Below are 16,591 nucleotides of genomic sequence, written 5' to 3'. Positions count from 1 at the left end.
GAACGCCGGGAGCCCGGTGCCCCGAAGGGACACCGGGCTCCCGGCAGAACTGGCGGAACGAGACCTGACTCAGTGCATCGCGACCGGCATCTGTGCTTGCTCGCCCTCGGGGAGGGCCTCGGATCGCTTGCGCGGCAGGAAGAACGCCGGGATCAGGCAGGCCGCCACGAGCACGGTCGCCACGATGAAGGTGACGCCGAACCCGGACGCCATGTCACCGGCCAGCACCGCCTGCAGACCGCCCGGCTGGGCGCTCCACTGCCCGACCAGCTGCAGCTGCTCCGGGGTGAGCAACTGGCCGAGCAGCTGCGGGTCGGCCGCGGCGGCGGGGTTGTCCCGCAGCACCTGGGCGATGTCGCCGGACGGCTTGGACAGGAACTGGTTGGTCAGGATCACCGACATCAGGGCGGTGCCGATGGACCCGGCGCTCTGCTGGACGATGTTCATCAGCGTCGAGCCGCGGGCCACCTCGTGGTGGGTGAGCGAGCTCATCGCCGCCGACATCACCGGCATCATCGTCATGCCCATCCCCATGCCCATCACGAACAGCACCGGCAGGATCACGCCGTACGGGGTGGTGGCGGTGAGCTGGGTGAAAACGGCCAGACCGCCGCCGATCAGCACGATGCCGGTCAGCACGAAGCGTCCCGGGCCGTACTTGTCGGTGAGCCGGCCCGCGATCGGCATGGTCAGCATGGCGCCCAGACCCTGCGGTGCCAGCAGCAGACCGGCGCTGAGCGAGGACTCGAGCCGCACCTGCTGGAAGTACAGCGGGAACAGCAGCATGGCGCCGAAGAACGCGATCGCGAACAGCGACATGGTCAGCACCGACACCGTCAGGTTCCGGTTGCGGAACAGGTGCAGGTCGATCAGCGGGTGGTCCTTGCGCAGGGCGTGGAAGACGAACGCCACCATCAGCGCCAGGCCGATCAGCGCCGGCGCCAGCACCCGGGCGTGGGCGAAGGTGCCGACCTCGGGGATGGAGGAGACGCCGTACAGGAAGGCGGCCAGGCCGGGGGAGAGCAGGGCCATGCCGACGAAGTCGAAGGACTCGGACGGGGTCGGCGTGTCCTTGGGCAGGATCTTCCATGCGGCGTAGAGCGCCCCGAGGCCGATCGGCACGTTGATGAAGAAGATCCAGTGCCAGCTGGCGATGTCGATCAGCCAGCCGCCGAGGATGGGTCCGAGGATCGGGCCGAGCAGCATCGGCACACCGAGCACGGCCATCACCCGGCCGACCCGGGTCGGGCCGGCGGCGCGGGTCAGCATCGTCATGCCCAGCGGCATGAGCATGCCGCCGCCCAGGCCCTGCAGCACCCGGAAGACGATCAGCGAGGTGATGTCCCAGGCCAGGCCGCAGAGCACGGAGCCGATCAGGAACAGCCCGATCGAGACCATGTAGAGGCGTTTGGTACCGAACCGGTCGGCGGCCCAGCCGGTGAGCGGGATGACGGTGGCCAGGGCCAGGGTGTAGCCGGTCATCGTCCAGGCGACGGTGGCCGTGCTGGCCTCGAAGACCGTCTGGAAGGTCGTCAGCGCGACGCTGACGACGGTGGTGTCCAGGATCGCCATGATGGCGCCGAGCACCGTGACGCCGGCGATCTTCAGGACGCCCTTGTCGAGCTTGTCCGAGTCGGCCGGGATCGCGCCGGGAGCGGCGGATGTCATGCGGGGACCTCCAGGTCTGTGTCTGTGGCTGTGATGGCTGTGGAGTCGGTGGTGGCTGTGGGGTCTGTGGTGATGACGAGATCGGCGGGTTCCGGGGAGAGCCCGTCCAGACCGGTCAGGACCGGTCCCAGCGCGGCGTGCAGCCGTCGCAGGTCCGCCTCGTCGAGCCGGTCCAGCAACGCGACGACGGAATCCTGCCGGGCGAAGGCGAATTCGGCCATCAGTTTCCGGCCGTCCGCGGACAGGGATACCAGCTTGGTCCGACGGTCGGCCGCGTCCTCCTCCCGCTCCAGCAGGCCTTCCCGCACCAGGTGGTCCACGTTCCGGCCGGCGGCCGCCACGGAGAGTCGGAGCTGCTCGGCGAGCTTGTGGATGGGCAGTTCGTGATCGTCCATGGCGAGCGAGAGCAGGCACCTGACCTGGGAGAAGGACAGGTCCCGGTCGACCAGGACGTCCAGTGCGGCGGTACTGCCGCCGCAGGCGAGGCGGCGGCCCAACGACTCGAGCAGCACGAAGAGATCGCAGGCGAGGCCCGCCTGCGGGGCGGTGGGGGGCACGAGGAGAAACACTAACGCCGGTGCAACTGTTGCACGGACGGAAGTGACGGATCCCACCTGACCGTCGGTCGGACCGGTTCGGTTGTCCCCCGGGAGTCCGGTTGCCCCGCGATCAGTCGGCCGGCGCGGTCCCCGACCGCTGCTCCTCCCGCTTCATCTCGGCCTCGAAGACGTGCGGGACACCCGCGGCCAGCTGCTCCCGGGCGACGCGTTCCACCTCACGGAAGACGGACCAGTAACCGGCGTCGTAGTCCTCGACCAGTTGGAAGGTCCACCGGCCGGCGATCGTGTCCCGGCCGACGAGCACCCGGTCGATCTCGTCGGCGAGCTCCCGGTGGCCGGCCGCCCGCAGCGACCGGACCGCGCCCTGCAACGCCAGGTCCGCCTCTCCCGACTTGCGGTGGAACCCGTACAGCTGCCCGCGGGCCTCCTCCACGACTTCCAGGGCGGCCGAGAGCTCGCCCAGGGCCGACACGGTCGGATCGTCGAGACCGGCTGTGCGCGGCCGCGCGCTGTCCCGCTCGGGGTGCCGCGCCGTCCCGAACCTGGCTTCCAGCTCGCCCATCTGCCACCTCCCGTGCACCTGTGTCAGCAGTACCCGGCCCCGGTGGTCTCACCCGGGTCAGGACCAGACGGCCGGCACCGCGAGCGGCTTGCGGAACACCAGGCCGGTCGGCGGTGTGAGGCCGGCTGCGGGCCGGAATCCCGGCAGTCGCAGCAGCCGGTCGAGCAGGGTGAGGGTCTCCAGTCGCGCCAGGTGCAGGCCGGGGCAGATGTGCGGGCCCTGCGCGAAGGCCAGATGACGGCGGCCGTTCTCCCGGCCGGGCCGGAACGCGTCGGGATCGGCGAACACCGCCGGATCCCGGTTCGCCGCGGTCAGCGAGACGATCACCAGGTCTCCCCGCCGGACCGACGCCCCACCGATCTCGACGTCGCGGGTCGCGTACCGGTCCACCTCCGCTGCCGCGGGCTCCAGCCGCAGCGACTCCTCCAGCGCGTCCTGCAGAGCGGCCCGCCGAGCGGCGGCATCAGAAGACACAGTGAGTGCGCCCGGCGTGGTGAAGAGGTGGAACAGCAGGTTCGCGATCATCCCCTCGGTGGTCTCGATGCCGCCGAACAGCAGCACTGCGACGTTCCCGGCCAGTTCCTCGGGGGAGAGCGCGTCCGCACCACCGACGATGCCCGCCAGGAACGGTGAGGCCGAGCGCGCGGCGGCGTCCAGCACCGCGGTGGACAGCTCGCCGTACGCGGACAGGCCGGACGGCGGCACCGCGGCGTCCGGGGTGAGACCGTCCACAGCGCCGACGATGTCGCGGTACCAGCCGAGCAGCAGGTCGACCGGAAGCTGCTCGAGGCCGAGGGCGAACCGCATGCACGCCACCGCCATCGGGCCGGCCACCGCGGTGCGCAATTCGGCGGCGTTGCGCGCTGCCAGGCCTGCCACCAGCCGGTCGGCCTCGTTCTCGACGAACGCGGCGAAGGTCTCCCGGGTGGCGCGCGGGGTGAACGGTGCGATGAACGGCGAGCGGTGCCGGCGGTGCTCCTCGCCGTCGGTGGAGAGCATGCTGCGGCCGACCACCCGCGACGTGGTGAACCGTGGGTCGTCGACGGTGAAGGTGTCGGCGTCCCGCATGACCTGCACGGCCAGGTCGTAGGACAGCACCATCCAGCCGCCGACCGCCTCCACCCACGACACCGGCTGCCGGGAGCGCAGAGCGGCCAGTGCGGGGTGCGGGTCGGCGGTCAGCTCGGCGAGGGTGGGCGTGGGCGGTGCGTGCACCCCGACATCCTGCGCCCGGCCGGCGCGTGGCAGCAGGGTGGGTGACACCGGTGTGAGGCTGTCTGGGAATCCGCCCTGTCGTCCGGATCGGACGCATCCTGTCGGCACCTCGCACGTCCCACTGACATGAACGAGATCGGTACCCGCACCCCTGCACACGACAGCACCCCTGCCCGCGCCACCACCTCGCACCACGGCACACCGCGCACCGGCACCCGCCAGACCCCGCGCAACCCGGCCCGCCGCAGCGACAACCCGGCCCGCGGCACCACCCGCTACGTGCGCTTCCTGCACGAGTGCGAGGCCGACTGCCACTACTGCTACGGCCCCCAAACTGATTGATCTGCGAGCTGGCGCTCGCGGGAACAGAACTGGGGAGAAGGGGCCCGGGGTGCGCGACTAGCATTCCGGGTGCGCCCGCCCGGGCGCCCGGCAGCCGCTGCCGGTGCTCTCCCGATCGAAGGAGCTCCTGTGTCCGCCGTGCCCGTTCCGCCCCCCGCCACCGCGCGTGTGAGGGTCCCGGCGGGCACCACGGCCTCGCAGGCGATCGGCGATGCGGGACTCCCGCGCTCCGGTCCGGAGGCCGTGGTCGTCGTCCGCGAGGCGGACGGCCGGCTGCGCGACCTGGCCTGGACCCCGGAGGCCGACGTCGAGGTGGAGGCCGTACCCGCCGCGAGCGAGGACGGCCGCAACGTGCTCCGGCACTCCGCCGCCCACGTGCTGGCGCAGGCGGTGCAGCAGAAGTTCCCCGGCGCCAAGCTGGGCATCGGCCCGTTCGTCCGGGACGGCTTCTACTACGACTTCGACGTCGAGACCCCCTTCACCCCCGAGGATCTCGCCGATTTCGAGAAGCGCATGAAGCAGATCGTGAAGGCGAACCAGCGGTTCTCCCGCCGGGCCGTCGACCCTGCAGAGGCGCGCACCGAGCTGGCCGGCGAGCCGTACAAGCTGGAGCTGATCGCCGATCACGACCCGGCCGCCGACGCCGCCGTGGACCCGGAGGTCATGGAGGTGGGCGGCGGTGAGCTGACCATCTACGACAACCTGCATGCGCACACCGGCGAGCGGGTATGGAGCGACCTGTGCCGCGGCCCGCACCTGCCGACCACCCGGGCGATCCCGGCGTTCAAGCTGCTGCGCTCCTCCGCCGCCTACTGGCGTGGCGATCAGCGCAACGCCGGTCTGCAGCGGATCTACGGCACCGCCTGGGAGTCCCAGGAGGCGCTGGACGCCTACCTGGAGGCGCAGGCCGAGGCCGAGCGCCGCGACCACCGGCGCCTCGGTGCCGAGCTGGACCTGTTCTCCTTCCCGGACGAGCTGGGCTCCGGCCTGGCCGTGTTCCACCCGCGCGGCGGCATCATCCGCAACGAGCTGGAGCAGTACTCGCGGGCCAAGCACATCGAGGCCGGCTACTCGTTCGTCAACACCCCGCACATCACCAAGAGCAAGCTGTACGAGATCTCCGGCCACCTCGACTGGTACCGCGACGGCATGTTCCCGGCGATGCACCTGGACGCCGAGTACGACGCCGACGGCGAGCTGCGCAAGCCCGGCCAGGACTACTACCTCAAGCCGATGAACTGCCCGATGCACAACCTGGTCTTCGGCGCCCGCGGCCGGTCCTACCGCGAGCTGCCGCTCCGGCTGTTCGAGTTCGGATCCGTCTACCGGTACGAGAAGTCCGGCGTCATCCACGGTCTCACCCGGGTCCGCGGCATGACCCAGGACGACGCGCACATCTACTGCACCACCGACCAGATGCGCGACGAGCTCACCTCGCTGCTGAAGTTCGTGCTGGACCTGCTGGCCGACTACGGGCTGGACGACTTCTACCTGGAGCTGTCCACCCGCAACCCGGAGAAGTCCGTCGGCAGCGACGAGATCTGGGAGGTGGCCACCGCCACCCTGGCCGAGGTGGCCACCGCCAGCGGTCTCGAGCTGGTCCCGGACCCGGGAGGGGCCGCCTTCTACGGCCCGAAGATCTCGGTGCAGGCGCGCGATGCGATCGGCCGTACCTGGCAGATGTCCACCATCCAGCTGGACTTCAACCTGCCGGAGCGGTTCGGCCTGGAGTACACCGCACCCGACGGCAGCAAGCAGCGGCCGGTGATGATCCACCGAGCGCTCTTCGGGTCCATCGAGCGGTTCTTCGGGGTGCTCACCGAGCACTACGCGGGCGCGTTCCCGGCCTGGCTGGCGCCGGTGCAGGTGGTCGGCATCCCGGTGGCGGAGGCGTTCGCCGATCACCTGGACGCGGTCGCCGCGCAGCTGCGCGAGGCCGGGGTCCGGGTCGAGGTCGACCACTCCGACGACCGCATGCAGAAGAAGATCCGCACCCACACCACCGCGAAGGTGCCGTTCCAGCTGCTGGCCGGGGCCAAGGACGTGGAGGCCGGCGCAGTCTCGTTCCGCTTCCGCGACGGCAGCCAGGTCAACGGCGTGCCGGTGGCCGAGGCGGTGTCGGCGATCGTCGAGTGGATCCGGCTGCGGGTCAACGACTCGCCGTCCGCGGAGTCGTTCGCGCCGGGCGCGCCGGCCGCCGTCCCGGCCCCGTGACCGATCGGGACGCACCCGACGCCGGACCGGAGGTCCCGGTGCTGGACGGCGTCGGGGTGCCGGACCGGTGGGCCCGGCTGTGGACCCCGCACCGGATGGCCTACGTCACCGCACCGGACCGGTCGGCCGAACCGAGCGGTGTGGACGACCCCGCCGACGACGGCCTGCCGTCCTGCCCGTTCTGCCGGATCCCGTTGCAGGACGACCGGTCCGGGCTGATCGTCGGCCGGGGCAGCCTCGTCTACGCCGTGCTCAACCTGTTCCCGTACAACCCCGGTCACCTCATGGTGGTGCCCTACCGGCACATCGCCGACTACACCGAGCTGGACCCGGCCGAGCTGGCCGAGTTCAGCGACTTCACCCGGCATGCGCTCGAGGTGCTGCGTGCGGTGTCCGCGCCGCACGGGTTCAACATCGGCATCAACGCGGGCCAGTCGGCCGGCGCCGGGATCGCCGGCCACCTGCATCAGCACGTGGTACCGCGGTGGGGAGGGGATGCCAATTTCATGCCGGTCATCGCCGGCACCAAGGTGCTGCCCCAGTTGCTCACCGACACCCGGGATCTGCTCGCCGCCGCCTGGTGAGCGGGCCGGTCCCGGGTGACCGCGGTCACCCGGGCGGGTTCGAGGTGCCACCCGCCGGGTAGTTCACCCACGTGGCAGCGACACCTGGGACGGGGCGGCCGACATGTGCGGGCTGAGCGGCGAGATCCGGTTCGACGGGTCCGCCGCCGACGTGACCGCGGTGGACGCGATCAGCTGCACCCAGCACCCGCGCGGCCCGGACGGCCAGGGCCTGTGGACCAACGGGCCGGTCGCGCTGGCGCACCGACGGCTGTCGATCATCGACCTGACCGACGCCGGCGCCCAGCCGATGATCGACGCCGAGCTCGGCCTGACCGCGGTGTTCAACGGCTGCATCTACAACTACCGCGAGCTGCGCGAGGAGCTGACCGGGTACGGCTACCGCTTCTTCTCGCACTCCGACACCGAGGTGGTGCTCAAGGCCTACCACCGCTGGGGCACCGACTTCGTCCAGCACTTCAAGGGCATGTTCGCGCTGGCCGTGCTGGAGCGCGGCTCCGGACGGCTGGTGCTGGCCCGGGACCGGCTCGGCATCAAACCGCTGTACCTGCACCGCACCTCGCAGTTCCTGCGGTTCGCCTCGACACTGCCGGCGCTGCTCGCCGGTGGTGACGTCGACACCTCGATCGACCCGGTCGCGCTGCAGTACTACATGTCCTTCCACGCGGTCGTCCCGGCGCCGCGGACCATCCTGAACGGGATCCGCAAACTGCCGCCGGCCACCGTCCGGGTCGTGGAGCCGGACGGGGCGGAGACGGACACCCTCTACTGGACCCCGTCGCACGCCCGTCAGGAGCGGTTCACCGGGCTGTCCGCAACCGACTGGCAGGACCTGGTGCTGGACAGCCTGCGCACCGCGGTCCGCCGGCGGATGGTGGCGGACGTTCCGGTCGGGGTGCTGCTCTCCGGCGGCATCGACTCGAGCCTGATCGTCGGGCTGCTGGCCGAGGAGGGCCAGCGCGATCTGAAGACCTTCAGCATCGGCTTCGAGCGGGTCGGCGATCTGGTTGGCGACGAGTTCGAGTACTCCGACATCGTCGCCCAGCGGTTCGGCACCGACCATCACCAGCTGATGATCCCGTCCTCCAGCGTGCTGGCCGGCATCGACGGCGCGCTCGGTGCCATGAGCGAGCCCATGGTCAGCCACGACTGCGTCGCGTTCTACCTGCTGTCGCAACAGGTCTCGCAGCACGTCAAGGTGGTGCAGTCCGGTCAGGGCGCCGACGAGGTGCTGGCCGGGTACGAGTGGTACCCGCCGCTGGCCGGTGTTCCGGACGCCGACGTCGACCGGGCCGTGGCGACCTACTCCGCGCACTTCGTCGACCGGCCGCACGCCGAGCTGGCCGGGATCCTGCACCCGGACCGGATGCTGGCCGACGACCATGCCGGAACCCTGGTGCGGGAACACTTCTCGGCGCCCGGTGCGGACGGTGCGCTGGACCGGGCCCTGCGGCTGGACTCGCTGATCATGCTGGTGGACGACCCGGTGAAGCGGGTCGACAACATGACCATGGCCTGGGGTCTGGAGGCGCGCACCCCGTTCCTGGACCACGAGTTCGTCGAGCTGGCCGCCGCCGTGCCGCCGGAGCTCAAGCTCGCGCAGAGCGGCAAGGGTGTGCTGAAGGAGGCGGCCCGCGCGGTGGTGCCGTCCGCCGTCATCGACCGCACCAAGGGCCACTTCCCGGTGCCCGCCATCATCAGCCTGCAGGGGCAGTACCTGGACCTGGTCCGCGACACGCTGCGCGCGGCGGATGCCAAGGAGCGCAGCCTGTTCCGCCCGGAGTACCTGGACCGGCTGCTGGCCGCGCCGAACACCCACCGCACCACGCTCGGCTCCAACCAGCTCTGGCAGGTCGCCCTGCTCGAGATGTGGTTGCAGCGGCACGGCATCCGGTGAGCCCGCCTTCACGGCTGCTGCGGCCCTCCGCCACCGCCGCAACCCCCGGCGCACCGGACCGGGTGGCTGCTGCCACCGCCTTCGCCGCCGTCGCCGGCGCGTGGTGCCCGGCGGTGTCGCCGGACGGCGCACAGGTCGCCTTCGTCACCGACCGCAGCGGGTTGCCGCGGCTGGAGATCGGCCCGGTCGACGGCAGTCGCCCGGCACGTGAGATCTCCGGTCCGGAGCAGGAGGTCGTGTCCGTCGCCTGGTCCCCGGACGGTGCGTACCTGGCCTACCTGGTCTCGCCCGGCGGCTCGATCCGGGCCGAGTTGCACGTCGTCCGCCCGGACGGGACGGACCGGCGGCGGTTGGCCGGCGGCAGCGAGCGGGAAACCGTCTTCGCCGGCGGCTGGATCGCCGGGACCTGTTGTTACGTCCACTCTCTCGCCGACGGTCGGTCGCCGCACGCCGCTGTCCAGGTGGTGGACGCCCGCACCGGTGAGATCACGGTCGTGCCGGGCACGGTCGGGCGCGGCTTCTGCACGGTCACCGGGGTGCGCGACGGGCGACTGCTGGTACGGATCGGGCCGCGGGGCCGCCGGGTGCTGCACCTGGTGGATCTGGCCGGCGACGCCGCGCCGGTCCGGCTGCTCTCCGCCGACTTCCCGGTTGCCGACGGCAGCGACATCGGCGAGGACGGCCGCTTCTCGACCGACGGCCGCGCGGTGTACCTGCGCACCCACGCCGTCTCCGAACGGATCGTGCTGGCACGGGTCCCACTGGACGCCGACGGCCGCCCGGGGCTGCTCAGCGTGCTCGCGGAGCGCCCGGACGCGGACGTCGACGCCTACGCGGTGCGGGCCGACGGCAGCCTGCTGGTGGTCTGGAACCAGGACGGTTGCCACGAGATCGAGCTGATGGCAGCAGATGTCGGGACAGACCGCCGGGTGGCCCTTCCGCAGCCGGTCATGCCGGGCTGGTCGCTCACCCCGGACGGCACCGAGCTGATCGCCGAGCTGACCGGGCCGCTCGCGCCCCGTGCGCTGTACCGGGTGCCGCTCGGGCCCGACCCGGAGGCGGCGGTCCGGCTCGGCATGTGCCCGGCGCCGCTGCCGGCCGGGACCGGTGTGCCCCCGGAGCTGCACCACTACCGGGCGCCGGACGGCACACCGCTGCAGGGCTGGTGGTACCCGCCGGCCGGTACGGGCCAGGACGGCCGGCCGGCACCTGCGGTCGTGGCGTTCCACGGCGGGCCGGAAAGCCAGGAGCGGCCGGCGTTCTCGATCCTGGCGCAGGCGCTGGCGGCTGCCGGTATCGGGGTGTTCGCGCCGAACGTGCGCGGCTCCAGCGGGTACGGCCGGCGGTTCCTGGACGCCGACGACGGCGCCCGCCGGCCCGACTCGTTCCAGGACGTGCCGGCCACCGTGGCGCACCTGGTGTCGACCGGACTCGCGTCCGCGGACCGGATCGGCGTCCAGGGTTGGTCCTACGGTGGGTATCTCGCCCTCACCGCGGTGTCCCGGTGGCCGGAGCTGTTCGCCGCGGCAGTCACCCACGCGGGCATGTCCGACCTGCTGTCCTTCTTCGCCGAGACCGAGCCGTGGATGGCCGCGGCGTCCGTCACCGAGTACGGGGATCCCGGCGCGGATGCCGATCTGCTGCGGGCGATCTCGCCGTTGACCCACCAGGACCGGGTACGGGCACCGACCCTGCTCGTGCACGGCGCCGCCGACACCAACGTGCCGGTCGGCGAGTCGGTGCGCGCGCACGCGGCGCTGCGGGCGGCCGGTGTGCCGACGGAGCTGCTGCTGCTGCCCGGCGAGGGCCACACCGTGGTGGGGGAGCAGCACCGGATCCGGGTGGCACTCGCCGTCACCGGATGGTTCGTCCGCTGGCTGGTGCCGCATGGCTGAGAATCCCCCGATCGCAGGGTATGTCGCCGGACCGCTCGACGAGGCGGTGGCACCGGACGGCATGGTCCGCCCGGACTACCGGGAGGTGCTGGCGGTGCTGCAGCGAGACGGGTCCGCCGGCCTCACCGCGGCCGTGGAGCGCCTGGACCGGATCCGGGCCGAGCAGGGCGTCACCTTCCGGATCCCGACCGGCGGGGCCGGCGGGCTGGTCGAGCAGGTCTTCCCGATGGACCCGGTGCCACGGCTGATCGGCGCGGAGGACCGGGCTCGGCTCGAGGTCGGGGTCACCCAACGCGCCCGGGCGCTCAACGCCTTCCTCGACGACGTGTACCGCACCGACGACGACGGCTCGCCGGCCCGGGCGGAGATCGTCGCCGCCGGCTTGGTCCCCGAGCGGTTCGTCCGCGGCGCGCCCGGGTTCCGCCGGGAGGCAACCGATCTCGTGCCCGGCGGGCGGCCGCGGGCGACAGTGGCCGGGTTCGACCTGCTGACCGGCGAGGACGGTCGCTGGGTGGTGCTGGAGGACAACCTGCAGGTCCCCTCCGGCCTGGCCTACGTGCTGGCCAACCGGGCCGGCGCCGCGCAGGCGTTGCCGGACCTGCACGCCGGCGATCTCCGGCCGGAGCCGCCGGACGGAGCGGTCGACCTGCTGCGCCGGGCGCTGCTGGACGCCGCGCCGCCCGGGATGGCCGGCGACCGGGCGCCGAAGGTCGCGGTGCTCAGCGACGGCCCGGACAATTCGGCCTGGTACGAGCACCGCACGCTGGCCGAACGGATGGGCGTGCCGGTGGTCGCTCTCGACGACCTGCTGCCGGACGGCGACGGCGTGGCGGTGCGCGGCCCGGGCGGGATCAGCCGGATCGACGTGCTCTACCGGCGATTCGGCCACGACGATCTGCTCGGGCCGGGCGCGGCCCGCGAACTGGTCCGGCAGGCCTGCCGCAGCGGCACGCTGGCCCTGGCCAACGCCCCGGGCAACGGCGTTGCCGACGACAAGGCGATCTACGCCTTCGTCGGGCCGATGATCCGGTTCTACCTCGGCGAGGAGCCGGCCCTCGCCGACGTCGGCACCTGGGTGCTGGCCGAACCCGGCCAGTACGACGCGGTCCGCGGCCGGCTCGGCTCGTTGGTGGTCAAACCGGTCGACGGGTCCGGCGGCGACGGGGTCCGGATCGGGCCGGAACTCACCGCCGCGCAGATCGAGCAGGTGGAGTCCGAGGTCGCGGCCCGCCCCGAGCGGTTCATCGCCCAGGAGGTGATCCGGTTCTCCACCCATCCCACCGTGATCGACGGGTCGTTGCGGCCCCGGCACGTGGACCTGAGGTTGTTCGTGTTGTCCGGGCGGGAGACCCGGATGGCGCCGGGCGGGCTGTCCCGGGTGGCGCTCGGCGACGGTGGCCTGCTGGTCAACTCCTCGCAGGGCGGCGGCTCGAAGGACACCTGGTTCACCGGCTGACCGGGGCGGTGCGACAGGATGTCCGGGCACCGGGTCACGTCCCCGGTGCCGACCTGAGGAGAACGACCACCATGACATCGCTGGACGTCGCCGCCATCCGCGCCGACTTCCCTTCCCTGGCATCGGGTATCGCCCACTTCGACGGCCCCGGTGGCACCCAGTCGCCGCGCCGGGTGGGGGAGGCGGTGGCCGCCGCGCTGACCGGCCCGCTGTCCAACCGGGGCCGCGCGGTGCTGTCCGAGCGCAACTCCGACGACGCGGTGACCGCCTTCCGCGCGGCCGGCGCGGATCTGCTCGGCGCGGACCCGCGGGGCATCGTGCACGGGCGCAGCGCCACCCAGCTCACCTACGACTTCTCCCGGCACCTGTCCCGTGAGTGGGGTCCGGAGGACGAGATCGTGGTCAGCCGGCTGGACCACGACGCGAACGTGCGGCCGTGGGTGCAGACCGCCGAGCGCACCGGCGCGGTCCTGCGCTGGATCGACCTGGACCCGGCCACCGGCGAGATCGACCCGGACCAGGTCGCGGGCCTGCTGTCCGCGCGCACCCGGCTGGTGGCCCTCACCGGTGCCTCGAACCTGATCGGCACCCGGCCGCCGGTGCGCCAGGTCGCCGACCTGGCACACGCCGCGGGCGCACTGGTCTTCGTCGACGGGGTGCACCTGACCGCCCATGCGCGGATCGACGTCACCGCCCTCGGCGCCGACTTCTACGTCTGCTCCCCGTACAAGTTCCTCGGTCCGCACTGCGGGATGCTGGCCGCCGACCCGGCGCTGCTGGAGCAGCTGCGGCCGGACAAGCTGCTCCCCTCCACCGACGCCATCCCGGAGCGGTTCGAGTTCGGCACCCTGCCCTACGAGCAGCTGGCCGGCGCCACCGCCGCGATCGACTACCTGGCGGACCTCACCCCCGGACCTGCATCTCGTGCCGACCGGCTCACCGCCACCTACGCAGCGCTCGAGCACCACGAGGAGCGGCTGCGCGGCCGGATCGAGGACGGCCTGGCGGCGCTCGGCGACCAGGTCACCGTCCACTCCCGGGCCGCCCTGCGCACCCCGACCCTGCTGGTCACCTTCGCGCAGCGGTCGGCCGGCGAGGTGTCCGGCGCCCTCGCGGCTGCGGACGTCCTGGCCCCGGCCGGTTCGTTCTATGCCTACGAACCGGCCCGCCGGCTCGGGCTCGGCGCCGACGGCGGCCTGCGGATCGGGCTGGCGCCGTACAACGACGACACCGACGTGGACCGGCTGCTGGACGGGTTGCAGGGGGCGCTCCGCAGCTGACCGGGACCCGGCACCGGCCGCGCTATCGTGTGCAGCACGCCCGCTCCGGCGGCTGCTGTCCGACCCACCCGCCGGTGCCACCGGCCGTCCCGTCCAGGGAGCGCCATGCTGAACGCCCTCGCCAGGGCCTCGGTGTCCAGGGTGACCGATCCGATCGGCCGCGGTCTGCTGCGCGCCGGACTCGGACCGGACCTGGTGACGGTGGTCGGCACGGTGGGCGTGGTGGCCGGCGCGGTGGGTCTGCTCGCCACCGGGCACCTGTTCGTCGGCACCCTGGTGGTCACCGTCTTCGTGATGTTCGATCTGCTGGACGGGGCGATGGCCCGGGCACGCGGGTACGGCACGAAGTTCGGGCTGGTGCTGGACGCGTCCTGCGACCGGATCGCCGACGGTGCCATCTTCGGGTCCGTCGCCTTCTACTGCTTCACCCAGCGCGACGACCGTTGGCTCGGCCTGGCCTGCCTGCTGATCCTGGTCGGCGGTCAGGTGGTGTCCTACGTGAAGGCCCGCGCCGACTCGGTGGAGCTGCACATCGGCGGTGCGATCGCCGAACGGGCCGAGCGCAACGTGGTGGGCCTGGTCGGGACCGGGCTGGCCGGGCTCGGTGTGCCGCTGGCCATGCCGATCTGCCTCTGGATCCTGGCTGCGGCCTGCCTGGCCACGGTGGTGCAGCGCCTGGTCCAGGTGCGGGCCGCCGCGAAGGCCGCGGGCGACGGCGCCCCGGCCGCGGTGGGCGCGCGGGACACCGAGCGGTGAGCCCGGCCGGGACCTTCGCCGACCGTGCCGCCGACCTGGGCTACCGGGCGGCCTGGGCCGGGATCCGGACCGTGCCGCCGGGGATCACCACCCCGGTCGCGAACCTGCTGGCCGACCGCGCGCTGCGCCGCCGCGGCAAGGGCGTCGTGCAGTACGCGCGGAACCTGCGTCGCGTGCTGACCTGGTCCGAGGCCGGTCCCGGCACGGTGCCGGTGACCCCCGCGGAGCTCTCCGACACCGTCCGCCGTGGCCTGCGCTCCTACGCCCGGTACTGGCTGGAGACCTTCCGGCTGGAGTCGATGGACCACGCCGCGGTCGCCGCGTCGGCCGAGGCGAACACCGTCGGGCTGCACCACATCCGGGACGCGGTCGCCGCCGGCCGCGGCGTGGTGATGGCGCTGCCGCACTCCGGCAACTGGGACGTGGCCGGGCTGATGATCACCCGCGAGTTCGGGTCGCTGACCTCGGTCGCCGAGCGGCTGCGGCCGGAATCGCTGTACGACCGGTTCGTCGCCTACCGGGAGTCGCTCGGGATGGAGATCCTGCCGCTCACCGGCGGCCACGCGTCGGTGTCCCAGCAGCTCAAGGACCGGCTGACCGCGGGCGGGATCGTCTGCCTGCTGGGCGACCGCGACCTGACCTCCTCCGGGGTGCCGGTGACCTTCTTCGGCGAGCAGACGCGGATGCCGGCCGGCCCGGCCATGCTCGCCGCGCTGACCGGCGCCGACCTGGTGGTGGTGCACCTGACCTACACCCCCGACGGCTGGCATCAGACCGTGAGCCCGCCGGTGCAGCTGCCCGGCTCCCGGCTCGCCGAGCAGGTGCGCGGCGGCACCCAGCTGGTCGCCGACGGGTTCGCCGCCAACATCCGCGCCACCCCGCACGACTGGCACATGCTGCAGCCGCTGTGGATCGAGGACCTGCCGCCGGAGCGGCAGGCGGCGCTGCAGCAGCGGTCCGGCGGTCGGGAGCGGCGGTGAAGGTCGGCCTGGTCTGCCCGTACTCGTTCGACACCCCGGGCGGGGTCCAGGCGCACGTCGCCGACCTGGCGCGCACGCTGATCGGGTTCGGCCACGAGGTGTCGGTGCTGGCGCCGGGCGACGAGGTCGACCACGACTACCCGGACTTCGTGGTGCCGGCCGGGCGCAGCGTCGGCATCCCGTACAACGGCAGCGTCGCCCGGCTCTCGTTCGGGCCGGTGTCCTACGCCCGGGTGCGGCGCTGGATCCGGGCCGGCGGGTTCGACGTGCTGCACGTGCACGAACCGGTCGCGCCGTCGCTGTCGATGCTGGCGCTGATGGTCGCCGACGGGCCGATCGTCGCGACCTTCCACACCGCCAACCCGAGATCCCGGATGCTGGCGGCGTTCCAGGGCGTGCTGCAGCCGTTCCTGGAGAAGATCACCGGCCGGATCGCCGTGTCCGACCTGGCCCGGCAGGTGCAGGTCGAGCATCTCGGCGGCGACGCGGTGATCATCCCGAACGGTGTCGACGTGCCGTTCTTCGCCGAGGCGCAGCCGCTGGCCGGGTACCCGCGGCCGGGCGGGACGGTCGGGTTCATCGGCCGGTACTCCGAGCCGCGCAAGGGGATGACCGTGCTGCTGGACGCGCTGCGCCGGCTGGCGCCGGAGCGGCCGGACCTGCGCCTGGTGATCGCCGGCGGCGGCGACGAGGACGAGCTGCTGGCCGAGGCCGGGGAACTCGCGGACCGGTTGGTGCTGCTCGGCCGGGTGTCGGACGCGGACAAGGCGTCCCTGCTGCATTCGGTCGACGTGTACTGCGCACCCAACACCGGCGGCGAGAGCTTCGGGATCATCCTCACCGAGGCGATGAGTGCCGGATGTCCGGTGCTGGCCAGCGATCTCGACGCCTTCTCCCGGGTGCTCGACGACGGGCGGGCCGGGGCGCTCTTCCCGGTCGGTGACCCGAACGGGCTGGCCGCGGCCCTCGGCGCCCTGCTGGACGACCCGCCCGCCCGCTTCCGGCTGGCCGAGCTCGGGCGCATCACCGTCGCCCCCTTCGACTGGCAGACCGTCGCCGCCCGGGTGGTCAAGGTCTACGAGACCGTGGTGGCCGCCGATCCGCGGGCGGTGGGGGAGGCCGACTGACCCCCGGGGCGGTGCACACCGCGTGCGAGACTGGCCCGATGCCACCGGCGCGCCC

14 protein-coding genes are annotated in these 16,591 nt (G+C 72.7%); 10 read left to right on the top strand and 4 right to left on the bottom strand.

From position 1 onward, the window contains the following. Nucleotides 1-69: 69 nt before the first annotated feature. The 4 genes from GIS00_RS20840 to GIS00_RS29115 all read right to left on the bottom strand — a co-directional run bounded on the left by GIS00_RS20840 (nucleotide 70) and on the right by GIS00_RS29115 (nucleotide 4,053). Entirely contained in the window at nucleotides 70-1,668 is a 1,599-nt protein-coding gene (locus GIS00_RS20840; RefSeq protein WP_154770386.1) for a DHA2 family efflux MFS transporter permease subunit, read from the bottom strand. After that, a complete protein-coding gene (locus GIS00_RS20835; protein ID WP_154770385.1) occupies nucleotides 1,665-2,225 on the bottom strand; it encodes a MarR family winged helix-turn-helix transcriptional regulator in 561 nt (186 codons plus the stop codon). The genes GIS00_RS20840 and GIS00_RS20835 overlap by 4 nt, the downstream gene beginning before the upstream one ends. A gap of 112 nt (nucleotides 2,226-2,337) precedes the next feature. Next, nucleotides 2,338-2,790, bottom strand: coding sequence for a hypothetical protein (locus GIS00_RS20830; RefSeq protein ID WP_154770384.1), 453 nt, complete (start codon nucleotides 2,788-2,790; stop codon nucleotides 2,338-2,340). Nucleotides 2,791-2,847: 57 nt separating this feature from the next. Next, entirely contained in the window at nucleotides 2,848-4,053 is a 1,206-nt protein-coding gene (locus GIS00_RS29115; RefSeq protein ID WP_322098229.1) for a cytochrome P450, read from the bottom strand. A gap of 78 nt (nucleotides 4,054-4,131) precedes the next feature. Between GIS00_RS29115 and GIS00_RS20820 the strand changes: the two genes are divergently transcribed. The 10 genes from GIS00_RS20820 (at nucleotide 4,132) to GIS00_RS20770 (ending at nucleotide 16,536) form a co-directional block, all read left to right on the top strand. After that, nucleotides 4,132-4,347, top strand: coding sequence for a hypothetical protein (locus GIS00_RS20820; protein ID WP_154770383.1), 216 nt, complete (start codon nucleotides 4,132-4,134; stop codon nucleotides 4,345-4,347). 138 nt (nucleotides 4,348-4,485) lie between these two features. Then, nucleotides 4,486-6,561, top strand: coding sequence for a threonine--tRNA ligase (gene thrS, locus GIS00_RS20815; RefSeq protein ID WP_322098228.1), 2,076 nt, complete (start codon nucleotides 4,486-4,488; stop codon nucleotides 6,559-6,561). Beyond that, nucleotides 6,558-7,145 (top strand): HIT family protein, encoded by a 588-nt coding sequence (locus tag GIS00_RS20810; protein ID WP_322098227.1) that lies wholly within the window; start codon nucleotides 6,558-6,560, stop codon nucleotides 7,143-7,145. The genes thrS and GIS00_RS20810 overlap by 4 nt, the downstream gene beginning before the upstream one ends. A gap of 103 nt (nucleotides 7,146-7,248) precedes the next feature. Beyond that, complete coding sequence (locus GIS00_RS20805) at nucleotides 7,249-9,042, top strand: N-acetylglutaminylglutamine amidotransferase (RefSeq protein ID WP_154770382.1); 1,794 nt, start codon at nucleotides 7,249-7,251, stop codon at nucleotides 9,040-9,042. Then, entirely contained in the window at nucleotides 9,039-10,937 is a 1,899-nt protein-coding gene (locus tag GIS00_RS29110) for a S9 family peptidase (RefSeq protein ID WP_196073391.1), read from the top strand. Before GIS00_RS20805 ends, GIS00_RS29110 begins: the two co-directional genes overlap by 4 nt. Next, complete coding sequence (locus GIS00_RS20790; RefSeq protein WP_154770381.1) at nucleotides 10,930-12,393, top strand: circularly permuted type 2 ATP-grasp protein; 1,464 nt, start codon at nucleotides 10,930-10,932, stop codon at nucleotides 12,391-12,393. Before GIS00_RS29110 ends, GIS00_RS20790 begins: the two co-directional genes overlap by 8 nt. 71 nt (nucleotides 12,394-12,464) lie before the next feature. Further along, nucleotides 12,465-13,673 (top strand): cysteine desulfurase-like protein, encoded by a 1,209-nt coding sequence (locus GIS00_RS20785; RefSeq protein ID WP_154770380.1) that lies wholly within the window; start codon nucleotides 12,465-12,467, stop codon nucleotides 13,671-13,673. A 105-nt stretch (nucleotides 13,674-13,778) separates the two neighbouring features. Next, nucleotides 13,779-14,429: a phosphatidylinositol phosphate synthase gene (pgsA, locus tag GIS00_RS20780; protein ID WP_154770379.1), complete on the top strand. Its 651-nt coding sequence runs from the start codon at nucleotides 13,779-13,781 to the stop codon at nucleotides 14,427-14,429. Further along, entirely contained in the window at nucleotides 14,426-15,409 is a 984-nt protein-coding gene (locus tag GIS00_RS20775; protein WP_322098226.1) for a phosphatidylinositol mannoside acyltransferase, read from the top strand. The genes pgsA and GIS00_RS20775 overlap by 4 nt, the downstream gene beginning before the upstream one ends. Then, the gene (locus GIS00_RS20770) at nucleotides 15,406-16,536 is read left to right on the top strand and encodes a glycosyltransferase family 4 protein (protein WP_322098225.1); all 1,131 of its coding nucleotides are present in this window, start codon (nucleotides 15,406-15,408) and stop codon (nucleotides 16,534-16,536) included. Before GIS00_RS20775 ends, GIS00_RS20770 begins: the two co-directional genes overlap by 4 nt. Nucleotides 16,537-16,591 lie beyond the last annotated feature (55 nt).

Source organism: Nakamurella alba, from assembly GCF_009707545.1.
Classification (GTDB): Bacteria; Actinomycetota; Actinomycetes; order Mycobacteriales; family Nakamurellaceae; genus Nakamurella; species Nakamurella alba.
This window is presented reverse-complemented; position numbering and strand designations above follow the sequence as displayed.

Coding starts and splice junctions, on each gene's coding strand:
- GIS00_RS20840 (WP_154770386.1), bottom strand. CDS start 1,668: ATGACATCCGCCGCTCCCGGCGCGATCCCGGCCGACTCGGACAAGCTC.
- GIS00_RS20830 (WP_154770384.1), bottom strand. CDS start 2,790: ATGGGCGAGCTGGAAGCCAGGTTCGGGACGGCGCGGCACCCCGAGCGG.
- GIS00_RS20820 (WP_154770383.1), top strand. CDS start 4,132: ATGAACGAGATCGGTACCCGCACCCCTGCACACGACAGCACCCCTGCC.
- GIS00_RS20785 (WP_154770380.1), top strand. CDS start 12,465: ATGACATCGCTGGACGTCGCCGCCATCCGCGCCGACTTCCCTTCCCTG.
- pgsA (WP_154770379.1), top strand. CDS start 13,779: ATGCTGAACGCCCTCGCCAGGGCCTCGGTGTCCAGGGTGACCGATCCG.
- GIS00_RS20790 (WP_154770381.1), top strand. CDS start 10,930: ATGGCTGAGAATCCCCCGATCGCAGGGTATGTCGCCGGACCGCTCGAC.
- GIS00_RS20805 (WP_154770382.1), top strand. CDS start 7,249: ATGTGCGGGCTGAGCGGCGAGATCCGGTTCGACGGGTCCGCCGCCGAC.